21 protein-coding genes, 1 tRNA gene and 2 pseudogenes are annotated in these 25,762 nt (G+C 68.7%); 11 read left to right on the top strand and 13 right to left on the bottom strand.

What is annotated here, in order from left to right; genetic code table 11:
* Positions 1–2 precede the first annotated feature (2 nt).
* The 3 genes from A5701_RS22935 to mfd form a co-directional block, all read right to left on the bottom strand.
* Positions 3–731, bottom strand: a complete 729-nt coding sequence (locus tag A5701_RS22935; RefSeq protein WP_156670230.1) for a lytic transglycosylase domain-containing protein — start codon at positions 729–731, stop codon at positions 3–5.
* Positions 732–872: 141 nt separating this feature from the next.
* Positions 873–1,859, bottom strand: coding sequence for a nucleoside triphosphate pyrophosphohydrolase (locus A5701_RS22930; RefSeq protein ID WP_067759522.1), 987 nt, complete (start codon positions 1,857–1,859; stop codon positions 873–875).
* Positions 1,860–1,965: 106 nt separating this feature from the next.
* Entirely contained in the window at positions 1,966–5,631 is a 3,666-nt protein-coding gene (mfd, locus tag A5701_RS22925; RefSeq protein WP_067759518.1) for a transcription-repair coupling factor, read from the bottom strand.
* Positions 5,632–5,738: 107 nt separating this feature from the next.
* Between mfd and A5701_RS22920 the strand changes: the two are divergent.
* Positions 5,739–6,650, top strand: a pseudogene (locus A5701_RS22920) (diaminopimelate decarboxylase); the annotation flags it as partial.
* 11 nt (positions 6,651–6,661) lie between these two features.
* Here A5701_RS22920 and A5701_RS22915 read toward each other — a convergent pair.
* Positions 6,662–7,255, bottom strand: coding sequence for a TetR/AcrR family transcriptional regulator (locus A5701_RS22915; protein ID WP_156670229.1), 594 nt, complete (start codon positions 7,253–7,255; stop codon positions 6,662–6,664).
* A 168-nt stretch (positions 7,256–7,423) separates the two neighbouring features.
* On the opposite strand from A5701_RS22915, the gene A5701_RS22910 reads away from it, so the two are divergent.
* The 8 genes from A5701_RS22910 (at position 7,424) to pth (ending at position 13,752) form a co-directional block, all read left to right on the top strand.
* Positions 7,424–7,495 (top strand) — tRNA-Gln (locus tag A5701_RS22910).
* A gap of 175 nt (positions 7,496–7,670) precedes the next feature.
* Positions 7,671–9,125, top strand: a complete 1,455-nt coding sequence (gene glmU, locus A5701_RS22905; protein ID WP_067759515.1) for a bifunctional UDP-N-acetylglucosamine diphosphorylase/glucosamine-1-phosphate N-acetyltransferase GlmU — start codon at positions 7,671–7,673, stop codon at positions 9,123–9,125.
* A gap of 100 nt (positions 9,126–9,225) precedes the next feature.
* A complete protein-coding gene (locus A5701_RS22900; RefSeq protein ID WP_067759508.1) occupies positions 9,226–10,206 on the top strand; it encodes a ribose-phosphate diphosphokinase in 981 nt (326 codons plus the stop codon).
* The gene (gene arsC / locus A5701_RS22895) at positions 10,207–10,551 is read left to right on the top strand and encodes an arsenate reductase (glutaredoxin) (protein ID WP_067759501.1); all 345 of its coding nucleotides are present in this window, start codon (positions 10,207–10,209) and stop codon (positions 10,549–10,551) included.
* The gene (locus A5701_RS22890; protein WP_067759488.1) at positions 10,548–11,195 is read left to right on the top strand and encodes an LpqN/LpqT family lipoprotein; all 648 of its coding nucleotides are present in this window, start codon (positions 10,548–10,550) and stop codon (positions 11,193–11,195) included. The genes arsC and A5701_RS22890 overlap by 4 nt, the downstream gene beginning before the upstream one ends.
* A gap of 100 nt (positions 11,196–11,295) precedes the next feature.
* A complete protein-coding gene (locus A5701_RS22885; protein WP_067759483.1) occupies positions 11,296–12,177 on the top strand; it encodes an oxidoreductase in 882 nt (293 codons plus the stop codon).
* 327 nt (positions 12,178–12,504) lie between these two features.
* A complete protein-coding gene (locus A5701_RS22880; RefSeq protein ID WP_067759478.1) occupies positions 12,505–13,164 on the top strand; it encodes a 50S ribosomal protein L25/general stress protein Ctc in 660 nt (219 codons plus the stop codon).
* A gap of 12 nt (positions 13,165–13,176) precedes the next feature.
* On the top strand, positions 13,177–13,752 hold the full coding sequence (gene pth / locus A5701_RS22875) for an aminoacyl-tRNA hydrolase (RefSeq protein WP_067759473.1): 576 nt from the start codon (positions 13,177–13,179) through the stop codon (positions 13,750–13,752).
* A gap of 4 nt (positions 13,753–13,756) precedes the next feature.
* Here the strand turns inward: pth and A5701_RS22870 are convergent, their stop codons facing one another.
* From A5701_RS22870 to A5701_RS22850, 5 genes are all read right to left on the bottom strand, one after another.
* Positions 13,757–15,391, bottom strand: a complete 1,635-nt coding sequence (locus A5701_RS22870; protein WP_067759467.1) for a fatty acyl-AMP ligase — start codon at positions 15,389–15,391, stop codon at positions 13,757–13,759.
* A 326-nt stretch (positions 15,392–15,717) separates the two neighbouring features.
* A complete protein-coding gene (locus A5701_RS22865; RefSeq protein WP_067759458.1) occupies positions 15,718–16,674 on the bottom strand; it encodes a 4-(cytidine 5'-diphospho)-2-C-methyl-D-erythritol kinase in 957 nt (318 codons plus the stop codon).
* A gap of 59 nt (positions 16,675–16,733) precedes the next feature.
* Complete coding sequence (gene rsmA / locus A5701_RS22860; RefSeq protein ID WP_067759452.1) at positions 16,734–17,666, bottom strand: 16S rRNA (adenine(1518)-N(6)/adenine(1519)-N(6))-dimethyltransferase RsmA; 933 nt, start codon at positions 17,664–17,666, stop codon at positions 16,734–16,736.
* Positions 17,630–18,757 carry a resuscitation-promoting factor gene (locus A5701_RS22855; RefSeq protein WP_197505040.1) on the bottom strand — a complete coding sequence of 376 codons (1,128 nt, stop codon included), beginning with the start codon at positions 18,755–18,757 and terminating at the stop codon, positions 17,630–17,632. Before A5701_RS22855 ends, rsmA begins: the two co-directional genes overlap by 37 nt.
* 166 nt (positions 18,758–18,923) lie before the next feature.
* Positions 18,924–19,775: a TatD family hydrolase gene (locus tag A5701_RS22850; protein ID WP_067759447.1), complete on the bottom strand. Its 852-nt coding sequence runs from the start codon at positions 19,773–19,775 to the stop codon at positions 18,924–18,926.
* A gap of 19 nt (positions 19,776–19,794) precedes the next feature.
* Between A5701_RS22850 and metG the strand changes: the two genes are divergently transcribed.
* Positions 19,795–21,336: a methionine--tRNA ligase gene (gene metG / locus A5701_RS22845; RefSeq protein ID WP_067759443.1), complete on the top strand. Its 1,542-nt coding sequence runs from the start codon at positions 19,795–19,797 to the stop codon at positions 21,334–21,336.
* A 29-nt stretch (positions 21,337–21,365) separates the two neighbouring features.
* On the opposite strand, the gene A5701_RS22840 is transcribed toward metG, so the two are convergent.
* Positions 21,366–21,839 (bottom strand): DUF1772 domain-containing protein, encoded by a 474-nt coding sequence (locus A5701_RS22840; protein ID WP_067759440.1) that lies wholly within the window; start codon positions 21,837–21,839, stop codon positions 21,366–21,368.
* Between the two features lie 321 nt (positions 21,840–22,160).
* Between A5701_RS22840 and A5701_RS22835 the strand changes: the two genes are divergently transcribed.
* Positions 22,161–22,523, top strand: coding sequence for a PAS domain S-box protein (locus A5701_RS22835; protein WP_067759437.1), 363 nt, complete (start codon positions 22,161–22,163; stop codon positions 22,521–22,523).
* 141 nt (positions 22,524–22,664) lie between these two features.
* Here A5701_RS22835 and A5701_RS22830 read toward each other — a convergent pair whose 3' ends face one another.
* The 3 genes and pseudogenes from A5701_RS22830 to A5701_RS29080 form a co-directional block, all read right to left on the bottom strand.
* Positions 22,665–24,665 carry a hypothetical protein gene (locus A5701_RS22830; RefSeq protein WP_067759434.1) on the bottom strand — a complete coding sequence of 667 codons (2,001 nt, stop codon included), beginning with the start codon at positions 24,663–24,665 and terminating at the stop codon, positions 22,665–22,667.
* A gap of 96 nt (positions 24,666–24,761) precedes the next feature.
* Positions 24,762–25,472 (bottom strand): TetR/AcrR family transcriptional regulator, encoded by a 711-nt coding sequence (locus A5701_RS22825; RefSeq protein ID WP_067759431.1) that lies wholly within the window; start codon positions 25,470–25,472, stop codon positions 24,762–24,764.
* Between the two features lie 128 nt (positions 25,473–25,600).
* Positions 25,601–25,762: pseudogene (locus A5701_RS29080) on the bottom strand (TetR/AcrR family transcriptional regulator); the annotation flags it as partial.

The raw sequence follows: 25,762 nt of genomic DNA, 5'->3' as shown, positions 1-25,762 counted from the left end.
TGCTACAGCGGGTGACCCGCCGCATAAGCGGTCGCCCAGTCGCGGACCGCCCGCGCGTAGACGCCCGAGTTGTTGTAGGCCCGCAGTGCGGTGATCCAGCCGCGCGGAGTCCCCAGATCTTTGCCCCGCCAACACAGGTAACCCGCCGCCGCGAGGGCCGCATCGTCGATGTTGTCGGGGCTGACACGCCCGTCGTTATGGGCGTCGACGCCGTACAACCGCCAGGTCTCCGGGATGAACTGCATCGGCCCCATGGCCCGCACCACCCCGTCGTCATCGGTCACTTGTTCCTCGCTGTCGACTATGCGCAGAGTGCCCCCGCTGCCGTCCAGGCGGACACCGCGAATCGGCGGGCTCACATCCCCGTTGGGCGCCAGGCGCGCGCCGCGGTAGGTGCCGTGATGGCTTTCGACCTGCCCGATGCCCGCCAACGTGGTCCACGCGATATGGCACTTGGGGTTCTCGACCTCGGCGACCCGGGCCGCGTACGCGTACGCCTCCAGCGCGATCACTGGAATCTCGAGCGTCGCCGACCGCTGCTCGGCCCAGGCCCGAAGCTGGTCGGCGGGGCGTCCGCTGGCGTGGGTGTCCACCGGCGGCACCGGGGCCCCCGCGGGCGGCGGGACACCCTCCGGAATGAAGAGGCTGAGCTGCCACGTGCAGCTGGAGGCCATCAGCATCGCGGTCGCGCCGATCACGGCAGCCGCGCGCAACCAACGCCTCGGCGACACCATGCTGGTTAAAGCTCCCTCAACTCCCCTGCACAAACTTCCGCAACCATCGTCCCATGTGTTCCGGTCTTGCCCGGCCGCGTCGGGGGCCCGGCGCAGGATTTTGGTTAATTATCGGTTAGCCCCAAGCAGCTTTCGCGGTCACGCGTCGTCGGCCGCGGCATCCACCGCGGCCGCCTCGGGCACCCCGTCCGACGGCCAGTGCTCCCGCCACTCGTCCTCGGTGACCTCCCCGAGGGGTGCCACGTCGAACTCATCGGGGACGTCGCCGCCCCGGCGCGTCGCGGCGATCGCCCGTTCGACCTCCCGGACGGTGTCCACGAACTCCAGAACCGCCGAGCGCAGCGCGCCTTCCGCGTCGCCGCCGGCCGACACCGATATCGAGGTGATTTCGGCGGGTATGAGATCGGCGGGCAGGCCGGCCTTCTCGGCACGCTGAATCACTTTCTGCGCCAGCGCCAATGCGGGCTGCCCGGTATGCACGTCGTCCATCACCGATTTCCGGGGCTTTTCGGCGGCCTTGCGCTCTTCCCATTGCGCCAACTGCTCTTCCAGCGAAATGGTCTGGCCCGCAAGCACACCCGGAACCCGATTGCCCAGCTTGCGCATCAGCGTGACGGCAACGTCGTCGATGGTGAACGGAAGCTGCGGCGCATCCTCGGCGATGCGCGCGTGAAAGAGCACCTGCAACAACACGTCGCCGAGTTCTTCGCGCAACTGGTCGGCGCTGCCGCTGCGCACCGCGTCCAACAGTTCGTAAGTCTCCTCGAGCAGGAACCTGCGCAGCGAGTCGTGGGTTTGCTCGCTCTCCCAGGGCCCCGCGGTGCGCAGCTTGTCCATCATCGCCACGGCGTCGACCAGTCGTTCGCCGCGCGGGGTGTCCGGCGCCGAGATCAGCCGGGCACCGGCCGCGAGGCGCGCCGTGACGGCGGGATGATCGGGGTCGGACGAGAGAAGCACCGGCGCCGGATCATCGGGGTCCCCGGCATGCACCGGACGGGCCGCGGGCAGCGACCACGGCACCGCGACGGGCATCTCCTCGGTGTACTGCACCTCCCCGCTGAGATGTTCTATCGCTTCCACGGGGACCAGCGATGGGCGGCGAGGGTCGAACAAGACGACGATCATGTGCGCCGCTCCTCTCCCCCGCAAGCGGGTGGGGGTACCCCCGGCCGCGCAGCGGCGAGGGGGCGTGCCCCCACATCGCTCCGCTCTGCATCGTCGCCGGCGCGGATCATCGCGCTTGTCGCTCCTCACTGGACATCGCTGCAGGTGACGCACTCGTTATATCAATGTCCGTCTGGGGTTTTCCTTGCAGCGCCGTCACCAGATTGGCCACCATCTGCACCAGCTCGACGTCGCGGATGCGCGCCGCCCCGACACCGCCCGCCCGCGGGATGGGAACCTGCACGGTCGAGGTGGTGGCGCGGTAGCTCGCCGACGGATACATCCGCTTGAGCCGCACCTGGGCCGAATCCGGCAGCGTCATCGGCGACAGCCGCACGGTGGCCGCCGACGGCGCGGACACCTCGGTGATGCCCGCGGCGCGGCACAGCAGCCGCAACCGCGCGACCGCCACCAGGCGCAGGGCCGGTTCGGGCAGCGCGCCGTAGCGGTCGACGAGTTCGTCGACCACGGCGTCGACGGCCGCGTCGTCGGAAGCCGCCGCCAGCCGTCGGTACGCCTCCAGCCGCAGCCGGTCGCTGGCGATGTAGTCAGGCGGGAGGTGCGCGTCCACCGGCAGGTCGATCCGCACGTCCTTGGGCTCCTCGGCGGTGGTCACCGTCTGGCCGTCGGCGGCCGCGCGGTAGGCCTCCACGGCCTCGCCCACCAGCCGCACGTACAGGTCGAACCCGACCCCGGCGACGTGCCCGGACTGCTCGACGCCCAGCACGTTGCCGGCGCCGCGGATCTCGAGGTCCTTGAGCGCGACCGCCATGCCCGCGCCCAGCTCGTTGTTCTGCGCGATGGTCGCCAGCCGGTCGTAGGCCGTCTCGGTCAGCGGCGCGTGCTGCGGGTACAGGAAGTAGGCGTACCCGCGCTCGCGGCTGCGGCCCACCCGGCCGCGCAGCTGGTGCAGCTGCGACAGCCCGAAGGTGTCGGCGCGCTCGACGATCAGGGTGTTGGCGTTGGAGATGTCCAGCCCGGTCTCGACGATCGTGGTGCAGACCAGGATGTCGTATTCGCGGTTCCAGAACCCCTGCACGGTGCGTTCCAGGCGGTCCTCGGGCATCTGTCCGTGCGCGACGACCACGCGCGCCTCGGGGACCAGCTCGCGAACATGTGCCGCGGCGCGGTCGATCGAGCTGACCCGGTTGTGCACGTAGAACGCCTGCCCGTCGCGCAGCAGCTCGCGCCGCAGGGCGGCCGCGACCTGCTTGTCGTCGTGCGGGCCGACGTAGGTCAGCACGGGATACCGCTCTTCGGGCGGCGTCAGGATGGTCGACATCTCGCGGATCCCGGCCAGGCTCATCTCCAGCGTGCGCGGGATGGGGGTGGCGCTCATGGTCAGCACGTCGACGTGGGTGCGCAGGCTCTTGATGTGCTCCTTGTGCTCGACGCCGAACCGCTGCTCCTCGTCGACGACGACCAGCCCCAGGTCTTTCCAGCGCACCCCGGTCTGCAGCAGCCGGTGCGTGCCGATCACGACGTCGACCGAGCCGTCGGCCAGGCCCTCGATCACGGCGCGGGACTCGGCGTTGTCGGTGAACCGCGAGAGCCCCTTGACGGTCACCGGGAAGCCGGCCATCCGGTCGGTGAACGTCTGCAGGTGCTGGTCGGCCAGCAGCGTGGTGGGCACCAGCACCGCGACCTGCTTGCCGTCCTGGACCGCCTTGAACGCCGCGCGCACCGCGATCTCGGTCTTGCCGTAGCCGACGTCACCGCAGATCACCCGGTCCATCGGGATCGGCTTTTCCATGTCGGCCTTGACCTCGGTGATGGCGGTGAGCTGGTCGACGGTCTCGGTGAAGCCGAACGCGTCCTCCATCTCGGCCTGCCACGGGGTGTCGGGCGCGAACGCGTGGCCGGGGCTGGCCTGGCGTTTGGCGTAGAGCGCGACGAGCTCGCCGGCGATCTCGCGCACCGCGCGGCGGGCCTTGGTCTTGGTGTTGGCCCAGTCGCTGCCGCCAAGCTTGGAAAGTGCCGGCGCCTGCCCCCCGACGTAGCGGGAGAGCTGGTCCAGGGAGTCCATCGGGACGTACAGCTTGTCCGAGCCGCCGCCCCGCTTGCTCGACGCGTACTCGAGCACCAGGTACTCGCGGCGCGCGCCGCCGACCGTGCGTTCGGTCATCTCGACGAACCGCCCGATGCCGTGCTGGTCGTGCACCACCAGGTCACCGGCCGTCAGCGCCAGCGGGTCGACGGTGTTGCGCCGCTTGGCCGCCAGCCGCTTGCCCTCGACGGCGGTGGTTCGGCTACCGGTCAGGTCGGTCTCGGTGATGACGACCAGGTTGGCGCCCGGAATGACGACACCGTCGTGCAGCGGACCCTTGAGCACGCTGACGATTCCGGGCTTGAGCGTGGTGTCCGCCGCGTGGGGTTCCAGCATGGCGGCGGGGGTGTCGGAGTCGGCGAGCCGCTCGACGACCCGGTGCGCGGTACCGGCGCCCGGCGCTACGACGGCGGCGTAGCCGCCGGTCGAGACGTGCGCGCGCAGCATCGCGAAGATGCCGTCGATGTCCTGCTGGTGCCCGCGGGCCGAGGGCGCCGCCCGAACGTCCAGCTCGACTGCCGACTCGTCGGACAACTGGCTCAACGTCCACCACGGGTGACCGGAATTCGCCGCCGCGGCGTGCACGTCGTCCAGCTCGGCGAACCCCGATCCCCCGAATTGCGCCACGTCGACGGGCGCGTCGGTGCCGAGGGCGGCGACCGACCAGGAGGCCTCGAGGAATTCGCTGCCCGTCTTGATCAGGTCGGCGGCCCGGGTGCGAACCTTCTCGGGGTCGCACACCAACACCGGCGTGCCCTCGGCCAGCTGGTCGGTCAGCAGCACGTGTTCCCCGGGCCGCAGCACCGGCAACAGCGCCTCCATGCCGTCGACCGCGATCCCCTCGCCCAGCTTGGCCAGCATGTCGGTCACGCTGCCGGTGATGGCCGGCTCGGCCCCGGAATGCCGGGCGGCGAGCGCGGCGGCCCGTTCCCGCACCTCGTCGGTCAGCAGCAGCTCGCGGCAGGGCACCGCGATCACCGTCTCGACCTCGATCTCGGGGATCGAGCGCTGGTCGGCGACGGCGAACATCCGGATCTCGCTGACCTCGTCACCCCAGAACTCGATGCGCACCGGGTGCTCGGCGGTCGGCGGAAAGACGTCGAGGATGCCCCCGCGCACCGCGAACTCGCCCCGCCGGCCCACCATGTCGACCCGGGTGTAGGCCAGCTCCACCAGCCGGGCGACGACGTCTTCGAAGGCGATCTCCTCGCCGACTTTGAACGTGACCGGCTCGACCAGGCCCAGCTCCGGCGTCATCGGTTGCATCAGCGAGCGCACCGCGGTCACCACCACCTGCAGCGGCGGGCCCAACCGACCATCGTCGGGATGCGCCAGCCTGCGCAGCACCGTCAGCCGGGCGCCGACGGTGTCGACGCCCGGCGACAACCGCTCGTGCGGCAGGGTCTCCCAGGACGGAAAGGCCGCGACGGCATCGCCGAAGACGCCGCGCAATTCAGCGGTCAGGTCGTCGGCCTCGCGACCCGTCGCGGTGACCACGAGCAAAGGCCCCAACCGCGCCATCGCGCTGGCCACAAAAAGCCTTGCACTGGCTGGACCCACCAGGCGCAGCTCGGCCGGTCGCTCGGCCGCGCTTTCGATCAGTTGCTGGAAGGTCGGCGCGGTTAGCGCCAATTCAACGAGCCCCGCGATCGGGGGTTCTGGGCGAGCAGGCCCCGGTGCGGTCATGATGAATCCATTCTAGGGGCGCCAGGATTCGTCAATATTGAGCCCGGGACCGTCAAGGGTTCGTAAGGTAGCCGCCCTTCGGCCCCGTGCCGGCCCACGTTGGATTCATGACATTGCTGGAGATCCTGCCGTCACTTGGTCACGCGGCCCCGCCGCGGTTCGATCCCGCGATCTGGCCCGTGACCGCCCACCCCGACGAGCAGGGCGGGCTCTGCGTCGGCGGGGCGCCCCTGGCGGACATCGCCGACGAGTTCGGCACGCCCGCCTACGTCATCGACGAGACCGACTTCCGGCGCCGGGCCCGCCGTTACCGCAAGGCGCTGCGCGGCGTCCAGGTGGTCTACGCGGGAAAGTCGCTGCTGACCACCGCGGTGGCCCGCTGGGCCCGCGAGGAGGGCCTCGGCATCGACGTCTGGTCGGCCGGTGAGCTGGCCGTCGCCCTTGCCGGTGGGGTGGATCCGGCCCGGATCGTCGTCCACGGCAACGCCAAGTCCCTCGATGAGCTGCGCGACGCGGTGGGCGCCGGCGTGGGGCGGGTCGTGCTGGATTCCTGCATGGAGATCGCCTACCTCGCCGGCCTGGCCCGCAGGCGTCAGCCGGTCCTCATCCGGGTGACGCCGGACATCGATATTCACGGGCACCGGGCGGTGGCGACCGGAATCAGCGACCAGAAGTTCGGCTTCACCCTCGCCGGAGACCACGCCGCAGAGGCGGTCAAACGCGTGCTGGCGCACCCGATCCTCGACCTGGTCGGCCTGCACTGCCACATCGGCTCGCAGGTTACCGACCCGGCGCTATACGGCGAAGCGATTCACCGGCTGATCGCCGCGATGGCCGACATCCGGGCCCGCCACGGCGTCATCCTGACCGAACTCAACCTCGGCGGCGGGCACGCCATCCCCTACGTTCCCGGCGACCGCGAACTCGACCTCGACGCGCTGGCCCGTGTTATCGAGGACGCGCTGGACGAGGCCTGCGCCGCGGAGCATTTCCCCCGCCCCAGGGTGGTGGTGGAACCCGTCGACGGCGGCTAACTGTCCTGCAGCCTGGGGTCGGCCTCCAGGTGGGTCAGCCCGTTCCACATCAGGTTGACCAGGTGCGCCGCGACCACTTCCTTCTTGGGTTCCCGGGTGTCGAGCCACCATTGCGCCGTCATCGACACCGAGCCCACCAGCGCCTGCGCGTACAACGGCGCCAGCTCGGGATCCAGGCCGCGGCGGGCGAAGTCGCCGGCCAGGATTGAGCTGACCTGGTTGACGGCGTCGTTGAGCAGGCTGGAGTAGGTGCCCGAGCTGATGGCGGCCGGTGAGTCGCGGATCATGATGCGGAAGCCGTCGGTGCGCTCTTCGACGTACGTGAGCAGCGCCAGAGCGACCCGCTCGACCCGCACCCGGGACCGGTTGTTGGTCAGCGACGAGGTGATGCCGTCCAGCAGCGCCGACATCTCGCGGTCGACCACCACGGCGTACAGCCCCTCCTTGCCGCCGAAATGTTCGTAGACGACCGGCTTGGACACGTTGGCGCGCAACGCGATCTCCTCGATCGAGGTGCCCTCGTAACCGCGCTCGGCGAACAGCGAGCGTGCGATGCCGATGAGTTGTTGCCGGCGCTCGGTACCGGTCATCCTGGCGCGCGGGGCGCGTGCCTCTTTGTCCGGCTCCTTGTCGAGAACAGCCACGTCAATCAGCGTATAGCGTCGCAGGCACCGAACCGCCCGTCTTTCCCTCGGCGCCGCGATCGGCCCGTCCACCGTCTAAAGTCTGTTGGTGGCGCGGGCCGATGGGCCTTGCGATCCGTCGTGGTGTAATCGGCAGCACCTCTGATTTTGGTTCAGATAGTTCAGGTTCGAGTCCTGGCGACGGAGCTTTGCTCCCTGGGTCGGGGGTGGGGCCTATGCACGAATTCGGCACGGTTCCCGTACGCAGGCCCCACGGTCGGCGAGTCGGACCGAAGTGGTCTTTGCGTCGACGTCAGGTGTGGTGACACGCTTGACGGCGTGTCGGCGTACAGACACGCACGCTCGCGTCGGAAGGAGAAGCGTGGCGTCTCGTGGTGATACCGCGGTCCTGGTGCTCGCGGCCGGGCCCGGCACCCGGATGCGGTCGGACACCCCCAAGGTGCTGCACACGATCGGCGGGCGCAGCATGTTGTCCCACCTCCTGCACGCGATAACCAAGGCCGCCCCGCAACACCTGGTCGTGGTCCTCGGCCACGACCACGAGCGCATCGCTCCGCTGGTCGCCGAATGGGCCGACGGCCTGGGCCGGGCCATCGAGGTCGCCCTGCAGGACCGGCCGCTGGGCACCGGCCACGCCGTTCTCTGCGGCCTGTCCGCGCTGCCCGAGGACTACGCCGGCGTCGTCGTCGTCACCTCCGGCGACACGCCGCTGCTGGACTCCGACACCCTGGCCGACCTGATCGCGACGCACAACGCCGGATCGGCCGCCGCGACGGTGCTCACCACGACACTCGACGACCCCACCGGCTACGGCCGCATCCTGCGCACCCAGGACAACGAGGTCACCGCGATCGTGGAACACGCCGACGCGACGCCTTTCCAGCGCGAGATCCGCGAGGTCAACGCCGGCGTCTACGCCTTCGACGTTCCCGCGTTGCGCTCCGCGCTGAGCCGGCTGAGCTCGAACAACGCCCAGCAGGAGCTGTACCTGACCGACGTCATCGCCATCCTGCGCGGCGACGGGCGGGCCATCCACGCCCAGCACGTCGATGACAGCGCGCTGGTGGCCGGCGTGAACAACCGCGTGCAGCTGGCGCAATTGGGCGCCGAACTCAACCGCCGGATCGTCGCCGCCCACCAGATGGCCGGGGTGACGGTGGTCGACCCGGCCACCACCTGGATCGACGTCGACGTCACGATCGGCCGCGACACCGTCATCCACCCGGGCACGCAGCTGCTGGGCCGCACCCAGCTTGGCGGCCACTGCGTCGTCGGCCCGGACACCACGCTCACCGACGTCACCGTCGGCGACGGCGCGTCGGTGGTGCGCACCCACGGCACGTCGTCGTCCATCGGCGCCGGCGCCACGGTCGGGCCCTTCACCTACCTGCGGCCGGGCACGGTGCTCGGCGATGACGGCAAGCTCGGCGCGTTCGTCGAGACCAAGAACTCCACGATCGGCACCGGCACCAAGGTTCCGCACCTGACCTACGTCGGTGACGCCGACATCGGCGACCACAGCAACATCGGAGCGTCCAGCGTCTTCGTCAATTACGACGGCACGTCCAAGGCCCGGACCACGATCGGCTCCCACGTGCGCACCGGGTCGGACACCATGTTCGTCGCCCCGGTCACGGTCGGCGACGGCGCGTACACCGGCGCGGGAACCGTGGTCCGCGACGACGTCCCGCCCGGCGCGCTCGCGGTGTCCGCCGGCCCGCAACGCAACATCGAGGGCTGGGTACAGCGCAAACGGCCGGGCAGCGCGGCGGCCGAAGCGGCCGAAAAGGCGACCGGGGCCGGCGAGCCCGAATAGACATTGTGATTTCGCTATCTGGTAACCCGGCCACATTTCCGTACCATTCGCTACGTACGATTGGCCATCCACTTTTGATCCGAACGGCGAGGGCAGTGCGTTGAGCCACGACTGGACCGACAACCGCAAAAACCTGATGCTCTTCTCCGGCCGTGCGCACCCGGAGTTGGCCGAGCAGGTCGCAAAGGAGCTCGACGTCCACGTCACCGCTCAGACGGCGCGGGAGTTCGCCAACGGCGAGATTTTCGTCCGGTTCGACGAGTCGGTCCGCGGGTGCGACGCGTTCGTCCTGCAATCGGCGCCGGCGCCGGTGAACGACTGGCTGATGGAACAGCTGATCATGATCGACGCGCTCAAGCGGGGTAGCGCCAAGCGCATCACCGCCGTCATGCCGTTCTACCCGTACGCCCGGCAGGACAAGAAGCATCGCGGCCGCGAGCCGATCTCGGCGCGGCTGGTCGCCGATCTGCTCAAGACCGCCGGCGCCGACCGGATCGTGACCGTCGACCTGCACACCGACCAGATCCAGGGTTTCTTCGACGGGCCGGTCGACCACATGCGCGGGCAGAACCTGCTGACCGGGTACATCCGGGACAACTACCCGGACGGCAACATGGTCGTGGTCTCCCCCGATTCGGGGCGGGTGCGGATCGCCGAGAAGTGGGCCGACGCGCTGGGCGGAGTCCCGCTGGCCTTCATCCACAAGACCCGCGACCCGCGGGTGCCCAACCAGGTGGTGTCCAACCGCGTCGTCGGCGAGGTGCAGGGCAGGACATGTGTGCTGATCGACGACATGATCGACACCGGCGGCACGATCGCCGGCGCGGTCAAGTTGCTGCGCGACGAGGGCGCTGGTGACGTGATCATCGCGGCCACCCACGGCGTGCTGTCCGACCCGGCCGCCGAGCGGCTCGCTGCGTCCGGCGCCCGCGAGGTGATCGTCACCAACACGCTGCCGATCGGCGAGGAAAAGCGCTTCCCGCAGCTCACCGTCTTGTCCATCGCGCCGCTGCTGGCCAGCACCATTCGCGCCGTCTTCGAAAACGGCTCCGTCACGGGGCTGTTCGACGGAGACGCCTAGATGGCCGATACCGTCATCTACCACAATCCCCGCTGCAGCACATCCCGCAAAACGCTGGACTTGTTGCGCGACAACGGGGTTGAGCCGACAATCGTCGAATATTTGAAGAACCCGCCGTCGCGCGGCGAACTGGTGAAGATGATCGACGACGCCGGGATCGACGTGCGGACCGCGGTGCGCAAGCGTGAATCGCTTTACACCGAACTCAATCTCGCCGATGCGACCGACGACCAGTTGCTCGACGCCATGGTCGAACACCCGATCCTGATCGAGCGGCCGTTCGTCGTCACACCGAAGGGCACCCGGCTGGCCCGGCCGGTCGACGCGGTCCGCGAGATTCTGTGAGACGTGGGTATGCGGCCGCGGCCATCGCGCTGACACTGTCCGCGGTGGCGTGCGGTCCGAAAACCCCTGACTACCAATCGATCTGGTCGACGACTCCGACGACCACGACCACGACGACGCGGGTCGAAAAGCCCGTGCCCCTGTCGCAGTATCTGCAGAACATCGGCGTCACCGGCCAACAGGTGGCGCCGGGCAACCTGCCCGACCTGACGGTCTCGATCCCGACGCCCCCGGGCTGGTCGGTGGCGAGCAATCCGCACATCTCGCCGGAGACCGTAATGCTCTCCAAGGGGAACAAGTACCCGACCGCCAGGCTGGTGGTGTTCAAGCTGAATGGCGATTTCGATCCGGCCCAGGTGATCCAGCACGGCAACGACGACGCCCAGCTGTTCGAGAATTTCAAGCAGCTCGACGCCTCGACGACGCCCTACAACGGCTTTCCCTCGTCGATGATCCAGGGCAGCTACGACTTGGACGGCACACGCCTGCACAGCTTCAACCGGATCGTCATCGCCACCGGGTCGCCGCCCGCCAAGCAGCGATACCTGGTTCAGCTCACCATCACCGGCCTGGCCAACGAGGCGGTCGCGCAGTCCACCGACATCGAGGCGATCATGCGGGGGTTCGTCGTCGCGGCGAAGTGATTTCGGTCTTTGGTCGGCGAGATTGCCACCATGGTCGTGATCGCGGCCCGAATCACAGCCCTGGCGGCAATCTCGACGTGATCGCTTAGGCTCGTCAGCCATGACGAACTGGACCGCCGCAGACCTGCCCTCGTTCGCCGGGCGCACCGTGATCATCACCGGGGCCAACAGCGGTCTCGGCGCCGTGACCGCCCGCGAGCTGGCGCGCCGGGGCGCCACGCTCGTCATGGCGGTTCGCGACGTTCGCAAGGGCGAGAAGGCCGCGCTGCAGATCCGGGGCACTCAGACCGGCCCGGTCGAGGTGCGCCCGCTCGACCTGCAGAACCTGTCGTCGGTGCGCGAATTCGCCGACGGCGTCGACGAGGTCGACGTGCTGATCAACAACGCGGGCATCATGGCGGCCCCCTACGCGCAGACCGTCGACGGCTTCGAAAGCCAGATCGGCACCAACCACCTCGGGCATTTCGCGCTCACCAACCTGTTGCTGCCCAAGCTCACCGATCGGGTGGTCACGGTGTCGTCGATGGCGCACTGGGCGGGTCGGATCAGCCTCGACGACCTGAATTGGAAGACGCGGCGGTACTCGCCCTGGCTGGCCTACAGCCAGTCCAAGCTCGCCAATCTGCTGTTCACCAGCGAACTGCAGCGGCGCCTGGATTCGTCCGGTTCGAAGCTGCGCGCGCTGGCCGCGCACCCCGGCTATTCGCACACCAATCTGCAAGGCGCCTCGGGCCGCAAGCTGGGCGACGCGATGATGTCGGCGGTCACCCGGGTGGTGGCCACCGACGCGGACTTCGGCGCGCGCCAGACGCTGTACGCGGCGTCGCAGGACCTGCCCGGCGATACGTTCGTCGGGCCGCGGTTCGGCCAGCTCGGCCGCACCCAACCGGTGGCGCGCAGCCGGCGGGCGCAGGACCCGGCAATGGCCCGGGCGCTCTGGGAGCTGTCCGAGCAGCTCACCGGCACCAAATTCCCGCTCTGAGCCCTCCGACCGAACCCCACCGCCCCCACCAGCCTCGCCAGCCTCTCGCGCGGTCGGCCGGCGATGTGCCCACCTCCGAGCGACAACGCCCGCGCGCCGCGGGTAGTCGCTGCGAGGCGGGCATCTCGGCCATCGCCCCGGCCAGGTGGCGGAGTGACGCAAGTGACGCAGACCGCCGCAATTTCCGCTCCCAGGTGCGCATGCGTTAACCTGACCGGGCGTCACGGCGAGGGTGGCTGGCCTGCCAGCACCGTTATCGACGGAGACCGACGAACTGTCGCGACCCTGGCCGTGCCCCCACACTGACGAGCACACAGGAGCGACACGATGGCCAAGTCCGCAGGCAACCAGCTCACCGCCACGGTGCGAACCGAGACCGGTAAGGGCGCGTCCCGCCGGGCCCGCCGCGAAGGCAAAATCCCCGCCGTCCTCTACGGGCACGGTTCCGACCCGCAGCACCTGGAGCTGCCCGGCCACGACTTCGCGGCCGTGCTGCGCCACGCGGGAACCAACGCGGTGCTGACCCTGGACATCGGCGGCAAGGAACAGCTGGCGCTGACCAAGGCGCTCGACATCCACCCGATCCGCCGCACCATCCAGCACGCCGACCTGCTGGTCGTGCGCCGCGGCGAGAAGGTCGTCGTCGAGGTGACCGTCGTCGTCGAGGGCGACGCCGTGCCGGGCACCCTGGTCACCCAGGACACCAACACCATCGAGATCGAGGCCGAGGCGCTGTCGATTCCCGAGCACGTCACCGTGTCGGTGCAGGACGCCGAACCGGGCACCCAGTTCACCGCCGGCCAGATCGCCCTGCCGCGGGGCGTCAACCTGGTCTCCGACCCGGAGATGCTGGTGGTCAACGTGGTGGTCGCGCCGACGGCCGAGGACCTCGAGGAAGAGGGCGCGGGCGAGGTCGCCGAGCGCGAAGAGGCCCCCGCCGAAGAAGAGGCCGGCGAGGCCGAGGCCCCCGCGGACGAGTCCGAGTAGGCGGTTCGCAACGTGGCCGAGCCGTTGCTGGTGGTCGGCCTGGGCAACCCCGGAGACAACTACGCCCGCACCCGGCACAACCTCGGGTTCATGGTCGCCGACCTGCTCGCCGGCCGACTGGGGTCAAAGTTCAAGGTGCACAAGCGGTCCGGCGCCGAGGTGGTCAGCGGCCGGTTGGCCGGACATTCGGTCCTGGTCGCCAAGCCGCGCTGCTACATGAACGAGTCCGGCCGCCAGGTCGGCCCGTTGGCGAAGTTCTATTCGGTGGCGCCGGCCGACATCGTCGTCGTGCATGACGACCTCGACCTGGACTTCGGCCGCATCCGGCTGAAGATCGGCGGCGGCGAGGGCGGTCACAACGGCCTGCGCTCGGTGGCGGCCGCGTTGGGCACCAAGGAGTTTCAGCGCGTCCGCATCGGGATCGGCCGACCACCCGGTCGCAAAGACCCGGCGGCCTTCGTGTTGGAGAACTTCTCGGCGGCCGAGCGCGGCGAGGTGCCGACCATTTGCGAGCAGGCCGCGGACGCCACGGAGTTGCTCGTCGAGCTCGGGCTGGAGCCGGCGCAGAACCGCGTCCACGCCTGGTAAGCGCCTAAGTGACCAGCGTGGCGGAGTGGGACCGGCGCAGCTTGCCCGACGGTGTCTTCGGGATGGTGCCCGGCCCGAGCACCACCACGTTGCGCGGCCGCATGTCGACCTCGGACACCACCTCGCGCGCGACCTGGTGCTCGATGCGGCGCACCTCGGCCGGGTCCTGCCAGGCGTTGGACTCGACGGCGACGGCGAACGTCTCGCGGGAGTGGCCGGCGTCCAGGCGCACCGCGACCGCGCACCCGGGCCGCACCCCCTCGACGCGGCAGGCGGCCCGCTCGATGTCGGTGGGATAGATGTTGCGGCCGGCCATGATGATGACGTCCTTGACGCGGCCGCACACCACGACGTGGCCCTCCTCGGTCATGTAGCCGAGGTCGCCGGTGTCATACCAACCGTTCTCGTCCTGCGCCGGGATGAAGCCACCCATCGTCAGGTAGCCCGGCGTCAGCGACTCGCCGCGCAGCTCGATGACGCCGACGCCGCGGGCGGGCATCACGTCGCCGTTCTCGTCGATGATGCGCGCCTCCAGGTCCTGCAGCAGCGGGCCGAGCGTGGCCAGCCTGCGGGTGTTGCCCTTGGTGGCCGGCACCGCGCGGCGCAGGGCCGCGAGCAGGTCCGCGTCGACCTCGTCGACGACCAGGCCGGCGTTGCACTCCGAGAACGACACCGCCAGCGTGGTCTCGGCCATGCCGTACGCCGGCAGAATCGCCGAGGGGCTCAGGCCGAACGGCTTGCCCGCGTCCAGCAGGTCCTCCACGTCGGCGGGTTCGACCGGCTCTGCACCGGACAGCGCGAAGCGCAGGGTCGACAGGTCGAAGTCACCCGGCTTGGCGTTGCGGCGCAGCCGCTTGGCGAGCAGCGCGTAGGCGAAGTTGGGCGCCGCGGTCATGGTGCCCTGGTACTTGTCGATGAGCTTGGCCCACAGCAGCGTGTCGCGCAGGAAGTCCATCGGCGTGACCTTGACGAGCTCGGCGCCGAAGTACATCGGGATGGTCAGGAAGCCGACCATGCCCATGTCGTGGAAGCAGGGCAGCCAGCTGACCATGACGTCCTTGTTGACGTCGTATTGGGCACCGATGAACATCGCCTCGGCATTGGAGTAGATGTTGCGGTGGGTGATCTGGACGGCCTTCGGGGAGCCGGTGGAACCGGACGTCAGCTGCATCAGCGCCAGGTCGTCCTCGCCGACCTCGACGGGGTCGATCGGTTCCGACGCCAGCAGGTCGGCGACGGTGAGGACCTTGATGCCCTTCTCCTCGAGCACGGGGATGGCCACCAGGAAGGGCTCGGAGACGATGACGGCCTTGGCCTCGATCATGCCGATGACGTTCATCGTGTCTTCGGCCCACACGGCCAGGTCGGTGCGCGGGGTGGGCTGGTGCAGCATCGTCAGGCTGGCGCCGCGCATCCACAGCCCCTGGGCGGTCGGGGCGATTTCCACCGGGAAGCCGGCGAGGACACCGACGGCGTCGCCGAGGCCGATGCCGGCGGCGGCCAGGCCGCCCGCGATGCGGCGGGCGCGTTCGTGGACCTCGCCCCACGTGTGGCGGACCGGTTCGTGGGGTTCACCGGTGACCATGCCCGTCGTCACGGTGCGGGCATTGCGGTACATCTTCTCGGTAAACCTGCTCACTCAAACCTCCTCGGTTCCGGCGCTTGCCCCAACGCCCGAGATTTCATATTCCGCCCACTCGGTAGCTCTTCGCAGCAGGCTCGCAAACACAGTCGGGCAGCGGTTAGGTCTCGAAACGGCGATGAGCCGGCAACCCCGCGTCCGGTCGCCCGATAAGCGCGGACCGGGCCCGAAAAACGCTCGTGGGCCCGAAGCACCAGTCGTCCGCCGGGGGCTCCGGCGGACGACGAAAATAAGTGATCTTGCTCAGCGCTACCCGTCACCGCGCATTATCTTAAACTCCTCTTAGGGAACAGCCCAAACGAATGCGCGTTTTGGGGTGATTTTCACACTTCGGTGGGGGCCGGAACCACGCGCGCCCCGGCCACCGGCCCGCTGGCGACCCGCACCGTGCGGCAGACGCCCGCCCCGGACACCTCGGTGCCCACGTCGACGGCCGAGGCCGCCGAGGAGCACAGGAACGCGCACGTCGGGCCCGAGCCGGACACGATGCCCGCCAGGGCGCCGGCCTGGACGCCCGCGCGCAACGTGCGGCGCAGCTTCGGGTTCAGGCTCACCGCGGCGGCCTGCATCTCGTTGCCCAGCAGCGACGCCAGCTGTTCCGGGTCGCCCGCGGCCAGGGCCGCCAGCACCGGGCCCGGCCCGGCGAGCCGGGGCGGGTCGCCCGCCCCCCGAAGGCGGTCGAGCTCGGCGAACACCGCGGGCGTGAGCAGCTCCCCGTCGGCGAACGCCAACACCCAGTGGAAGGTGTTGCGGGACAACACGGTGGCCAGCTCCTCGCCGCGGCCGGTGCCCAGCGCGGTGCCGCCGTGCAGCGCGAAGGGGACGTCGCTGCCCAACCGCGCGGCCAGCATGCGCAGGTCGCGACGCGGCACGTTGAGTTCCCACAGCGAGTTCATGGCGACCAGCACCGCCGCCGCATCCGCGCTGCCGCCGGCCATGCCACCGGCCACGGGGATGGATTTGTCGATCATGATCGAGACGTCGGGCGCCCGGCCGACGTGTTCGGCCATCAGCTCGGCGGCCTGCCAGGCAAGGTTGCGTTCGTCGGTGGGCAGTTTGTCGGCACCCTCGCCGACGAGCTCGAGCGACAGCACGTCGGCGTTGCGGACGGTCACCTCGTCGAGCAGGGAGACGGCCTGAAAGACGGTTGTCAGCTCGTGGTAACCGTCCTCGCGACGGTCGCCGACCTCGAGATAGAGGTTGACCTTCCCGGGCACCCGAACGGTGACCGACCCGGTCGGCACCCACTGTGCGGCGGTATTGCCGTCAGACGCGGACACCGGAGCAGACTATCGCTGCCACCGGCCGACCACATGCAGCGGCACCGACGGCGCCGCGGTCAGCCCGGCGAGGTCTGCTGTTGCGTCGCGGTGTCAGTCGGTTCGTTCGATCTGCGCAACAGCCGGACGAAGTCGTCGATGGACAGGGTCTCGCCGCGGCGCGCCGGGTCGATGCTGGCGGCCAACAGGCGACTCGCCGACTCGTTCCCCGAGCCGGCCCACTCGACGAACGCGTTGCGGGCCGTCTTGCGCCGCTGCGCGAACGCGATGTCCACCAGTCCGAAGACCTGACGGCGGAAGGCCTCGTCGGTGGGCCACTGCGGGGTGGCGTAGCGGTCGATGCGCACGAGCCCGGAATACACGCGGGGAATCGGCCAGAAGACCGTCGGCGACACCATGCCGCACCGCCGAACCGACCCGAAGTAGCGGACCTTGACGCTGGGCACGCCGTAGTCTTTGCCGCCCGGCTCGGCGGCGAGGCGTTCGGCGACCTCCGCCTGCACCATGACGGTCACCGTCTGGATGGAGGGGAATTCGGCGAGCAGGTGCAGCAGCGCGGGCACCGCGACGTTGTAGGGCAGGTTGGCGACGACCGCGTTGGGTTGCGCGGCCAACTCTTCCCGGCGAAGGGTCAAGACGTCGCGGTTGAGTACGGTGAGCCGCTGCAATTCGCTGTGCGAGTGTTCGGCGACGGTCTGCGGCAGCCGATCGGCCAGGACCGGGTCGATTTCGACGGCGGTTACCGTGGCGCCGCGGTCCAGCAACGCCAACGTCAGCGATCCCAGGCCGGGTCCGACCTCGAGGACGTGGTCGGATCGGCCGACCCCGGAGGTCGAGACGATCCGGCGGACCGTGTTGGCATCGTGGACGAAGTTTTGACCGAGGGATTTCCGGGGCCGAAGGTCAAGTTCTTTGGCAAGCCGCCTGATCTCGGTGCGACCGAGCAGCCGGATGGTCAGCTTGCCCCTGCTCTTCCGCTGCACACGGGCCACGCGCCCCAACCCTGACGCTCGCGCGTCACCTCGGCGACTGCGATCTGCTCTTCCCGGGTCGCCAGGTCCGCGCGCGCGGCGAACCGCAGCCCGCCGTTGCGCTCCCAGGTGCCCTGATCGAACTGCACACCGCCGTAGTAGCCGTTGCCGGTGTTGATCGCCCAGTTTCCGCCCGCCTCGCAGCCGGCGATCGCGTCCCAGATGGAGCCGTTGGTGACCGGTGGCACGTCGGTTCCGGGCTTGGTGCCCACCCGCACCACGGCGTCGCGGGCCGGGGTGATCACGGTGTTGGCGATCGGCAACCGGCCGGTCTCAACGCCGTTGACGGTGGCGACCGCGAAGGTGACGTCCTGGGTGCCGGGGCTGCCCGGGTCTTCGACCACCTGGCGGCTCATGTTCATGTCCGGGTCCTCGACCCGACGGGCGTTGGGCTGCAACGGCATTCGCTCGGTCACCCGCTCGATCCGGTTGCGGGTCACCTGGATTTCCATGCCGTCGACGATGGGGGACGACGCGCTCGGCATCGCCTGGTCGCCTTCGAGGAGCGGGGCGCCGGCCGCGCTCAGCAGCCCCGCGACGTTGGGCGCGGGCAGGTGCACCGTACGGGTGGTGCCGCCGTCGGTGATGCGGACCGTCTTCGCGCTGACGACGGGCAGCGCCATCCCCGCGAGCGGGACCCGGCTGCCGCGGGAGGCCGCGGCGGGGGCCGTGTCGGTCATGGCGAGTTGGGCCAGGGCCTCGTCGACGGTCGATGCGGTCGTCCACACCTGCTTGGTGTCGTGACCGTCCAGCGAGATCTGCAGCGGGCGGCTGCGGCGCAACACGATGTTGGCGGCGTCGTGCACCTTGACGTCCCCGGCGGGGTACAGGTCGTCCCGCTCGTCGACGGCGAAGCCGTTCTCCTGCACGATGTCGATGACCCGCGACTTCATGGTCGTGACCCGCATCGCGATGCCGTCGACGGTCAGCGTCACCGTCTTGCACGCGGAGACCGCGAATCCACCTGCGAACGCCAGAACCAGTAACAGTCCTCCGACGATGAGCCGCAACATCGGCGACGGTGTCTGATGAAGTTTTGTTAATACAGTCAACGCGCGTCTATCCCGACCACAGCAATTACTCCAACGACCTAATCAGCACCAAGCGACAAATAAGGGCCCGTAGGCCCCACCCTTTCGATCACAAGACGGTAACGAACCGGCCAAAGTTGAGCAACTCCGGCGCGAATTCGTTAACGCAATCGTCCCGTGCAGCGAGTCAACCGGGAGCCAGCCCGTAGACCCGCCGAGCGTTGCTCGTCGTGGCCTGCGCCAGCTCTTCGGCGGGACGGCCCACCAGTTCGGCGACCGCCCGGACAGTATAAGGAAGGCAATACGGCTCGTTCGGTGCACCGCGGTACGGATGCGGCGTCAAGAAGGGCGCATCGGTTTCCACCAGCAGTTGTTCCAGCGGTATCAGCGGAACGGCTTCCCGCAGGTCGCGGGCGTTGCGGAAGCTCGCCGTTCCCGACAGGCTGAGCAACCATCCGGCGTCCACGCAGCGGCGGGCCATCGCGGCGTCCGACGAGAAGCAGTGAAAGATCACCGTGTCGGGCGCGCCTTCGGCCGCCAGCACGTCGAGCACCTCGGCGTCGGCGTCCCGGTTGTGGATCATCAACGGTTTGCCGCACCGCTTGGCCAGGTCGATGTGCCAGGCGAACGCTTCCCGTTGGGTGTCCGGCTGCGCGCACCCGTCGAGGCGCCCGGGCCAATACAGGTCCAGGCCGGTCTCGCCGACGGCCACCACCCGGGGGTGGGCCACCAGCCGCTCGATTTCGCCGCGGGCGGCGTCGTCGAGCGCATCGGCGCGGGTCGGGTGCAGCGCCACCGCGGCGTACACCCGCGGATCCCATTCGGCGGCGCGGGTCACCCAAGCCGCCGAAGCCAGGTCGTCGGCGATGGTGACCACGGCCCCCACCCCGACCGCCGCGGCGCGATCCACGATGGCGCGCACGTCCCCGGCGTCCCGCGCGCCACAGGCGTCGAGGTGGGTGTGGGCGTCGACCAGGGGGGCCAGCGGTTCGGGTGCGGGCGGCGCTTCTCGTTCTCGTCGGTTGGAGCTCACGCGCACACAATAAGGTGGACTCTCGATGAGGCCCTTCTACGTCACTACCGCGATCACGTACCCCAACGGCAATCCGCACGTCGGGCACGCCTACGAGTACATCGCCACCGACGCCATCGCGCGATTCAAGCGGCTCGATGGGTTCGACGTGCGTTTCCTGACCGGCACCGACGAGCACGGCCTCAAGATGCTCGAGACGGCGGCGGCGGAGGGCCTTCCGACCGCCGAGCTGGCGCGGCGGAATTCCGATGTTTTTCAACGCCTGCAGGAGAAGCTCAACATCTCCTTCGATCGGTTCATTCGCACCACCGACGCCGACCATCACGAAGCGTCCAAGGAGATCTGGCGGCGGATGGACGCCGCCGGAGACATCTACCTGGACAGCTACACGGGTTGGTACTCCGTGCGCGACGAGCGGTTCTTCGTCGAATCCGAGACCGCGGTGGTCGACGGGACAAGGGTCGCCGTGGAAACCGGAACGCCGGTGACGTGGACCGAGGAGCAGACCTACTTCTTCCGGCTCTCGGCGTACACCGACAAGCTGCTGGCCCATTACGAGGCCAACCCGGACTTCATCGCCCCCGAAGTGCGCCGCAACGAAGTGGTCAGCTTCGTCTCCGGCGGCCTGCGCGACCTGTCGATCTCGCGCACCTCGTTCGACTGGGGCGTCAAAGTGCCCGACCATCCCGATCACGTCATGTACGTCTGGGTCGACGCGCTGACCAATTACCTGACCGGGGTCGGCTACCCCGACACCGACTCGCCGATGTTCCGCCGCTACTGGCCCGCCGACCTGCACATGATCGGCAAGGACATCATCCGGTTCCACACCGTCTACTGGCCGGCGTTTCTGATGTCGGCCGGGATCGAGCTGCCGCGCCGGGTGTTCGCGCACGGGTTCCTGCTCAACCGGGGCGAGAAGATGAGCAAGTCGGTGGGCAACATCGTCGACCCGGTGGCGCTGACCGAGACGTTCGGCGTGGACCAGTTGCGCTATTTCCTGTTGCGGGAGGTCCCCTTCGGCCAGGACGGCAGCTACAGCGAAGACGCCATCGTCACGCGCATCAACACCGACCTCGCCAACGAGCTGGGCAACCTGGCCCAGCGGTCGCTGTCCATGGTGGCCAAGAACCTGGACGGGGTGGTGCCGACGCCCGGTGAATTCACCGCCGAAGATGCCGAACTGCTGGCGACGGCCGACGGCCTGCTGGACCGCGTGCGCGCCGCCTTCGACGGGCAGGCCATGCACTTGGCATTGGAAGCGATCTGGCTGATGCTGGGCGCCGCCAACCGATATTTCTCCGCCCAGCAGCCGTGGGTGCTACGCAAGAGCGACTCCGCGGCGGACCAGACGCGTTTCGCGACAGTGCTTTACACAACCTGCGAGGCCGTTCGCATCGCGGCGCTGCTGATCCAGCCGGTGATGCCCGAATCGGCGGGCAAGCTTTTGGATCTGCTCGGCCAGGCGCCCGAACAGCGCAGCTTCGACGCGATAGGCAAACGGCTGACCCCCGGCACGGCGCTCCCGGCGCCGACCGGGGTCTTCCCCCGCTACCAAGCCGACTAGCCGCTCGCGAGCCGAGCGCGCCACCAGCTTCACACCGACATTGCCAGGCACAGCGCCGCGACGGCGAGGCCCTGCAGGGTGGCCCTGGTGGTGATCACTCTGTCCCAGTTGCGCTGCAGCGCACGAGCATCGGTCGGCAACTCGGGTCGATCCGCGCCGGCGATGAGTTGCCGGTTGATCGGCGCGCTCACCCGCAGATAGATCAGCAGCCACGCCAGCAGCAGGAGGACGGCGGCGCCGGCCGCGCCGGCTTGCGCCCAGCGGCCGGACGCCGCGGCGAATGCCAGGCTGATCGTCGCCGCCGCCAGGCCGAGCACGCCGGGTACCGGCATCCGTCGATCCCCATAGCGATGGATGTTGCCGGCAACGGCGAGCAGGGCCCGATCGTCGATGCGGGCCATCGCGGGCCTCAGCACCATCGCGCAGAACACGTCGGTGCCGTAGACCACCCCGGTACCCAGCACCGCGACGACCGCGAAAACGGTGGCGACCGTGGCGCACACTCCTCATCTCCCGTAGGTGCTAGCAACGCTAACCCTCGAGAGCGCGGCTGTCAATAGCGTTGCTATATTCTGTGCCACCGCTAACACGACGTCACCGATGTCGACGTCGGCGCGCCTCCGGACCGCGCGCCGCCGGCCGATCACCGACCCGGTGCGCGAGCGGGCCGACGAAGGTGTTCAGGGATGCCTTCGGCGAGCGGGAAACGAAATACGGCGCCAATCCTGGCCGGGCATCTGCTCGAAGGCCTGTGTATAGCCTATGTTATGCGCCATAATCGGCCGGTGGACCGACGACGCAATCGGCAAGAGGGTGACTCGCCGATGACGACCCTGAAACAGCTGCCGGCACTGGTTGTGCTCGAGCGGATCCCGATCCCGGTGCTGGCGATCGAGAATGACGGCACCATCCTGTTTTCCAACGCCGCGTTCGCCGAGATGATGGGTTATGACCGGGAAGAGGTGTTGGAGCTGAAGTTCCACCAGATCTTCCATCAGGCACCGGCCTCGGATTCGTTGTTATCCGTCGTTCATTCCCTGGCGAACATGGTGGTCGAATTGGCGCACAAGGACGGTTCGGTGGTACGCGCCCTGATGAGCAAGTCGGCGGCGATGCGCGCCGACGACCAGTTCGTGCTCGCGGCGTTCCAGGATCTGACCGAGCAGTTGTGGCAGGAGGACCGCTAGCGGGGACGCGGCAGGCCCGGGAAATCATCGGCCGGAACGCGTCGACGTCCTGCGGTCGGTCGTCGATGTAAGCGAAACCTGTTGGTGGGCATCAGGTCTCGCGCTGGACGGCCGCACGGGACGCGCGGTTACGCACAGACGCTAACGCCGCCGCCGTGATTCGCGCCTGGTGCGCCACAGGATCACCCCGCCGCCGACGATGGCCACCGCAACCCAGCCCGCGCCGAACCACCACAGCCAGCCGAGGTCGGAGTGCCCCTGCGACGCCGCGGTCGGACCACCGGCCGAGGGCGAGTGCTCGACGGTCACCGGGTCCTGCCCGCCCGGCGCGGACACCACCGCGGCGCCTTTGAGTCGTTGCCAGCGCTTGTTATCGCCGCTGAGCCACCGCAGCAACTCGTCGAGTTGCCCCGGCGCCCCATTTGACGTCGCCACCAACAGCGACCTGCCGCGGTTGAAAACCACTTGGAGAGAGGCGAACCGGAGATCTGGGTCGAGTGTGAGTTTGGCGGGCTTGCCGTCGAATTGGACGGCATTGACGGTGATGGGCCCGCTCGGCCCGGCAGCCACCGGAAGCGCGACATTGGAGTGGTTCCACCCGTCGGCGGAGATCACTATCGCGGGGTCCGACGAGTCGATCGCCTGCTGCGCGGTCGTGACCGTGGTGTAGAGCGGCACGGCGCTGATTCGCTGCAGGCCCACCACGATGCCGATCGCCCGCACCGTGTCTATCAACGAGTGGGCCTCGATGCCCACCTGCATCCGGGGCATCAACGACTGCGGCACCGATTGGAAGCCGTCCGGCACCGGCGGGGCTGCCGGGTCGCTCTGTATTGTGGTGTCGCCGTTGATGTTCAGCGTCAGCAGCTGACTCCCCGGCCCGGCGGTGTAGAAGTCGCCGCAATGCCCGGTGTTGGCGGCGACGTCGAGGACCAGATCAATACTGGTGTAGCGCTGCAGCAGTCGGTCCGGCACATCGATCCAGCGGTCGATGGTGCCGTGGCCGTCGGTCGGCCAGTGGTCGATGGTTTCGGGGCCGATGGTCACGGCGATCTGACCGCCGACGTTCCCCGGTGTCGGGGTGTAGGAACCCTGCAGATGCACGCGCACGTTGTGCACCGATCTGGCGAATCGGGTTTGGTCGATTCCGATCGACACCCGCGGTTGCAGTGACGTCGAGTTGAGAACGGGCTGCGCCAACTCGCGCAACGTCACGCTGCCACCGAGTTGCTGCACGCTCGGTTTGAGCTGTTCCACCGCCGCCTTGGAAGACAGCGCCAACTGCGAGACGTCGTTGAACAACACCGCCGTGTTCGATTCGTCCGACTGGCCGAGCGGTCCGGACATGAGCAACCACGGCACACCCGAGGCGCCTTGTAGCGAAAGCCCGTTGTCAGGGCCCTCTTTGACGACGATCTGACGTTCCAGCGGTTGCGGCGGCGCCGGCGGCGCGGCCTGGCCTTCGGCCAGCGGAATCACCGCGATCTCGGGGGTCTGCCGGCCGTAGTGCGAGGCGGTGGAGGCGGCCAGTTGGACCGCCGTATCGGACTCGTTCGGCGAGGGCGACGGCGGCAGGTAGATGGAAAGCTTGCGCAGCACCGGCGGCAGGAAATGCGCCACCGTGGTGGGCGGCAGTTCGACCCCGGTGTAGGTGATCGACCCGTTGGTCAGGCGCAGCGGGCTCCACGGGTAGAGGCAGTATCCGTCCAATGGCACCACGTACGAACGCAGCGTCACCGACAGCCAATTGTCGTTGACCTCCGCGCCCGCCAGGGGAATGACGATTGGGGCCTGATCGGTGGAGGGCAAATTCAGCCGCGCGATGGTGCGCTCGCCCTGCGTGACAGTGAGCACCCCGGACCGCAGATTGATCGGCATCTCGACGGTGGCGTTCAGTGCCGTCGGTGTCAGGCCATGCAGCACCGGCACGGTGAGCTGTTGGGTACTCGTCACCCCCCAGAATTCCAGGGTGGGAGCGGACCCGATGTCGGTAAGCGACAACGTCGGCGAGTCCGCGGCGGTAGCCGGTTCGCCGGGCGCACCCCACGACGCCGGGGCGCTCATCACCAAAAACCCAACCACCGCGGCCAGCGCGACCACTTTGCCCAGACGTCTCCGGTACATCACCGGAACAGTATGCATTGTGGAATGCGCGTCAACCTCAATTACTGATTCGCCGTCTCGATGGCCGCGAAAGCGGGTGTGGCGCATCCGGCCCGACCGCGCGACCGTGGAGCTCTAGCCGATCAGGGGTTCCGTGTCGGCGTCGGGGCGGGCCGCGATGGCCGGGGCATGACGCATGACTTCGCGACCGAGGAACTGCTGGAAATAGGGCAACGACGCCTCGGTCACCGTGCCGGGCAGCAGGAGCTCCAAGATCTGACGCAGGCGACCGCCGATGTCGACGGGGCCTCCCCTATTGGGTTCACGACGGGTTATCGCATTGAATACCAGTCGCGTTCCGAACATGGCTCCAACGAGGAACTCGGAGAGCACCTTGGGGTCGACGTCCTTGCGGAGGTCTCCCTCGCTGATGGCCCGCCTGGCCTCATCAGCGATCTTCACCGCCAGGTCGGCATAGAAGTCCCCCGCGGCCTCGTTCAATCCGCTTAAGGCACAGGCTAATTGCTCGGCCGTGCGAACGGTCTTGTCCGAGTTGAGCACTACCACGATGGTGAAGGCGCCGTGTAGCAGGTTTTCCAGCCCCGGCGACGAAGACTTGCACACGTTCCCGAATGCCGTGAGCAGGCTCTCGGAGCCTTCCTTGAGGATGTCGGACGCCAGCGATTCCTTCGAATCGAAGTGGTGATACAGGGCGCCTTTGGTCATCCCGGTCCGCTCGATGATCGCCCCCCACCCGGCGGCGGCATACCCGACTTCCCCGAACACCTCGATCGCGGCGTCGATGATCTTCCGCCGAGTGGCTTCGGATCGGACCTGGCGCGGCACTGTCTCTGCACCTCCGGAGTCGCGTCGGGTGCGCGGAGTCATTGATGTGGGTTCACATCCACCGCAAGACGTCCAACGTTAGCAGCCGCTGCCGCGGCTGGCGGGCAGTCTGCTCAACCTGGTCGGCACTAAGGCGAGCCTTGGTCGCTCGAACTGGAGTTGACGGCGAGCGCCGCTCGCCGCCTTAGGAATTGGCTGAAGTAATCGGCCCGGTCCGGTTGCAAGATCCCACCCAAGATCAGCATCCAGCACTTTTCCAGGTCGGTGAGGAACCGTTCCGGGTCGTCCAG

This window comes from Mycobacterium sp. E3305, assembly GCF_001666785.1.
In the GTDB taxonomy this organism is placed as follows: Bacteria; Actinomycetota; Actinomycetes; order Mycobacteriales; family Mycobacteriaceae; genus Mycobacterium.
Note: the sequence above shows the minus strand (reverse complement) of the source record. Positions and strands in the feature narration are given on the sequence as shown.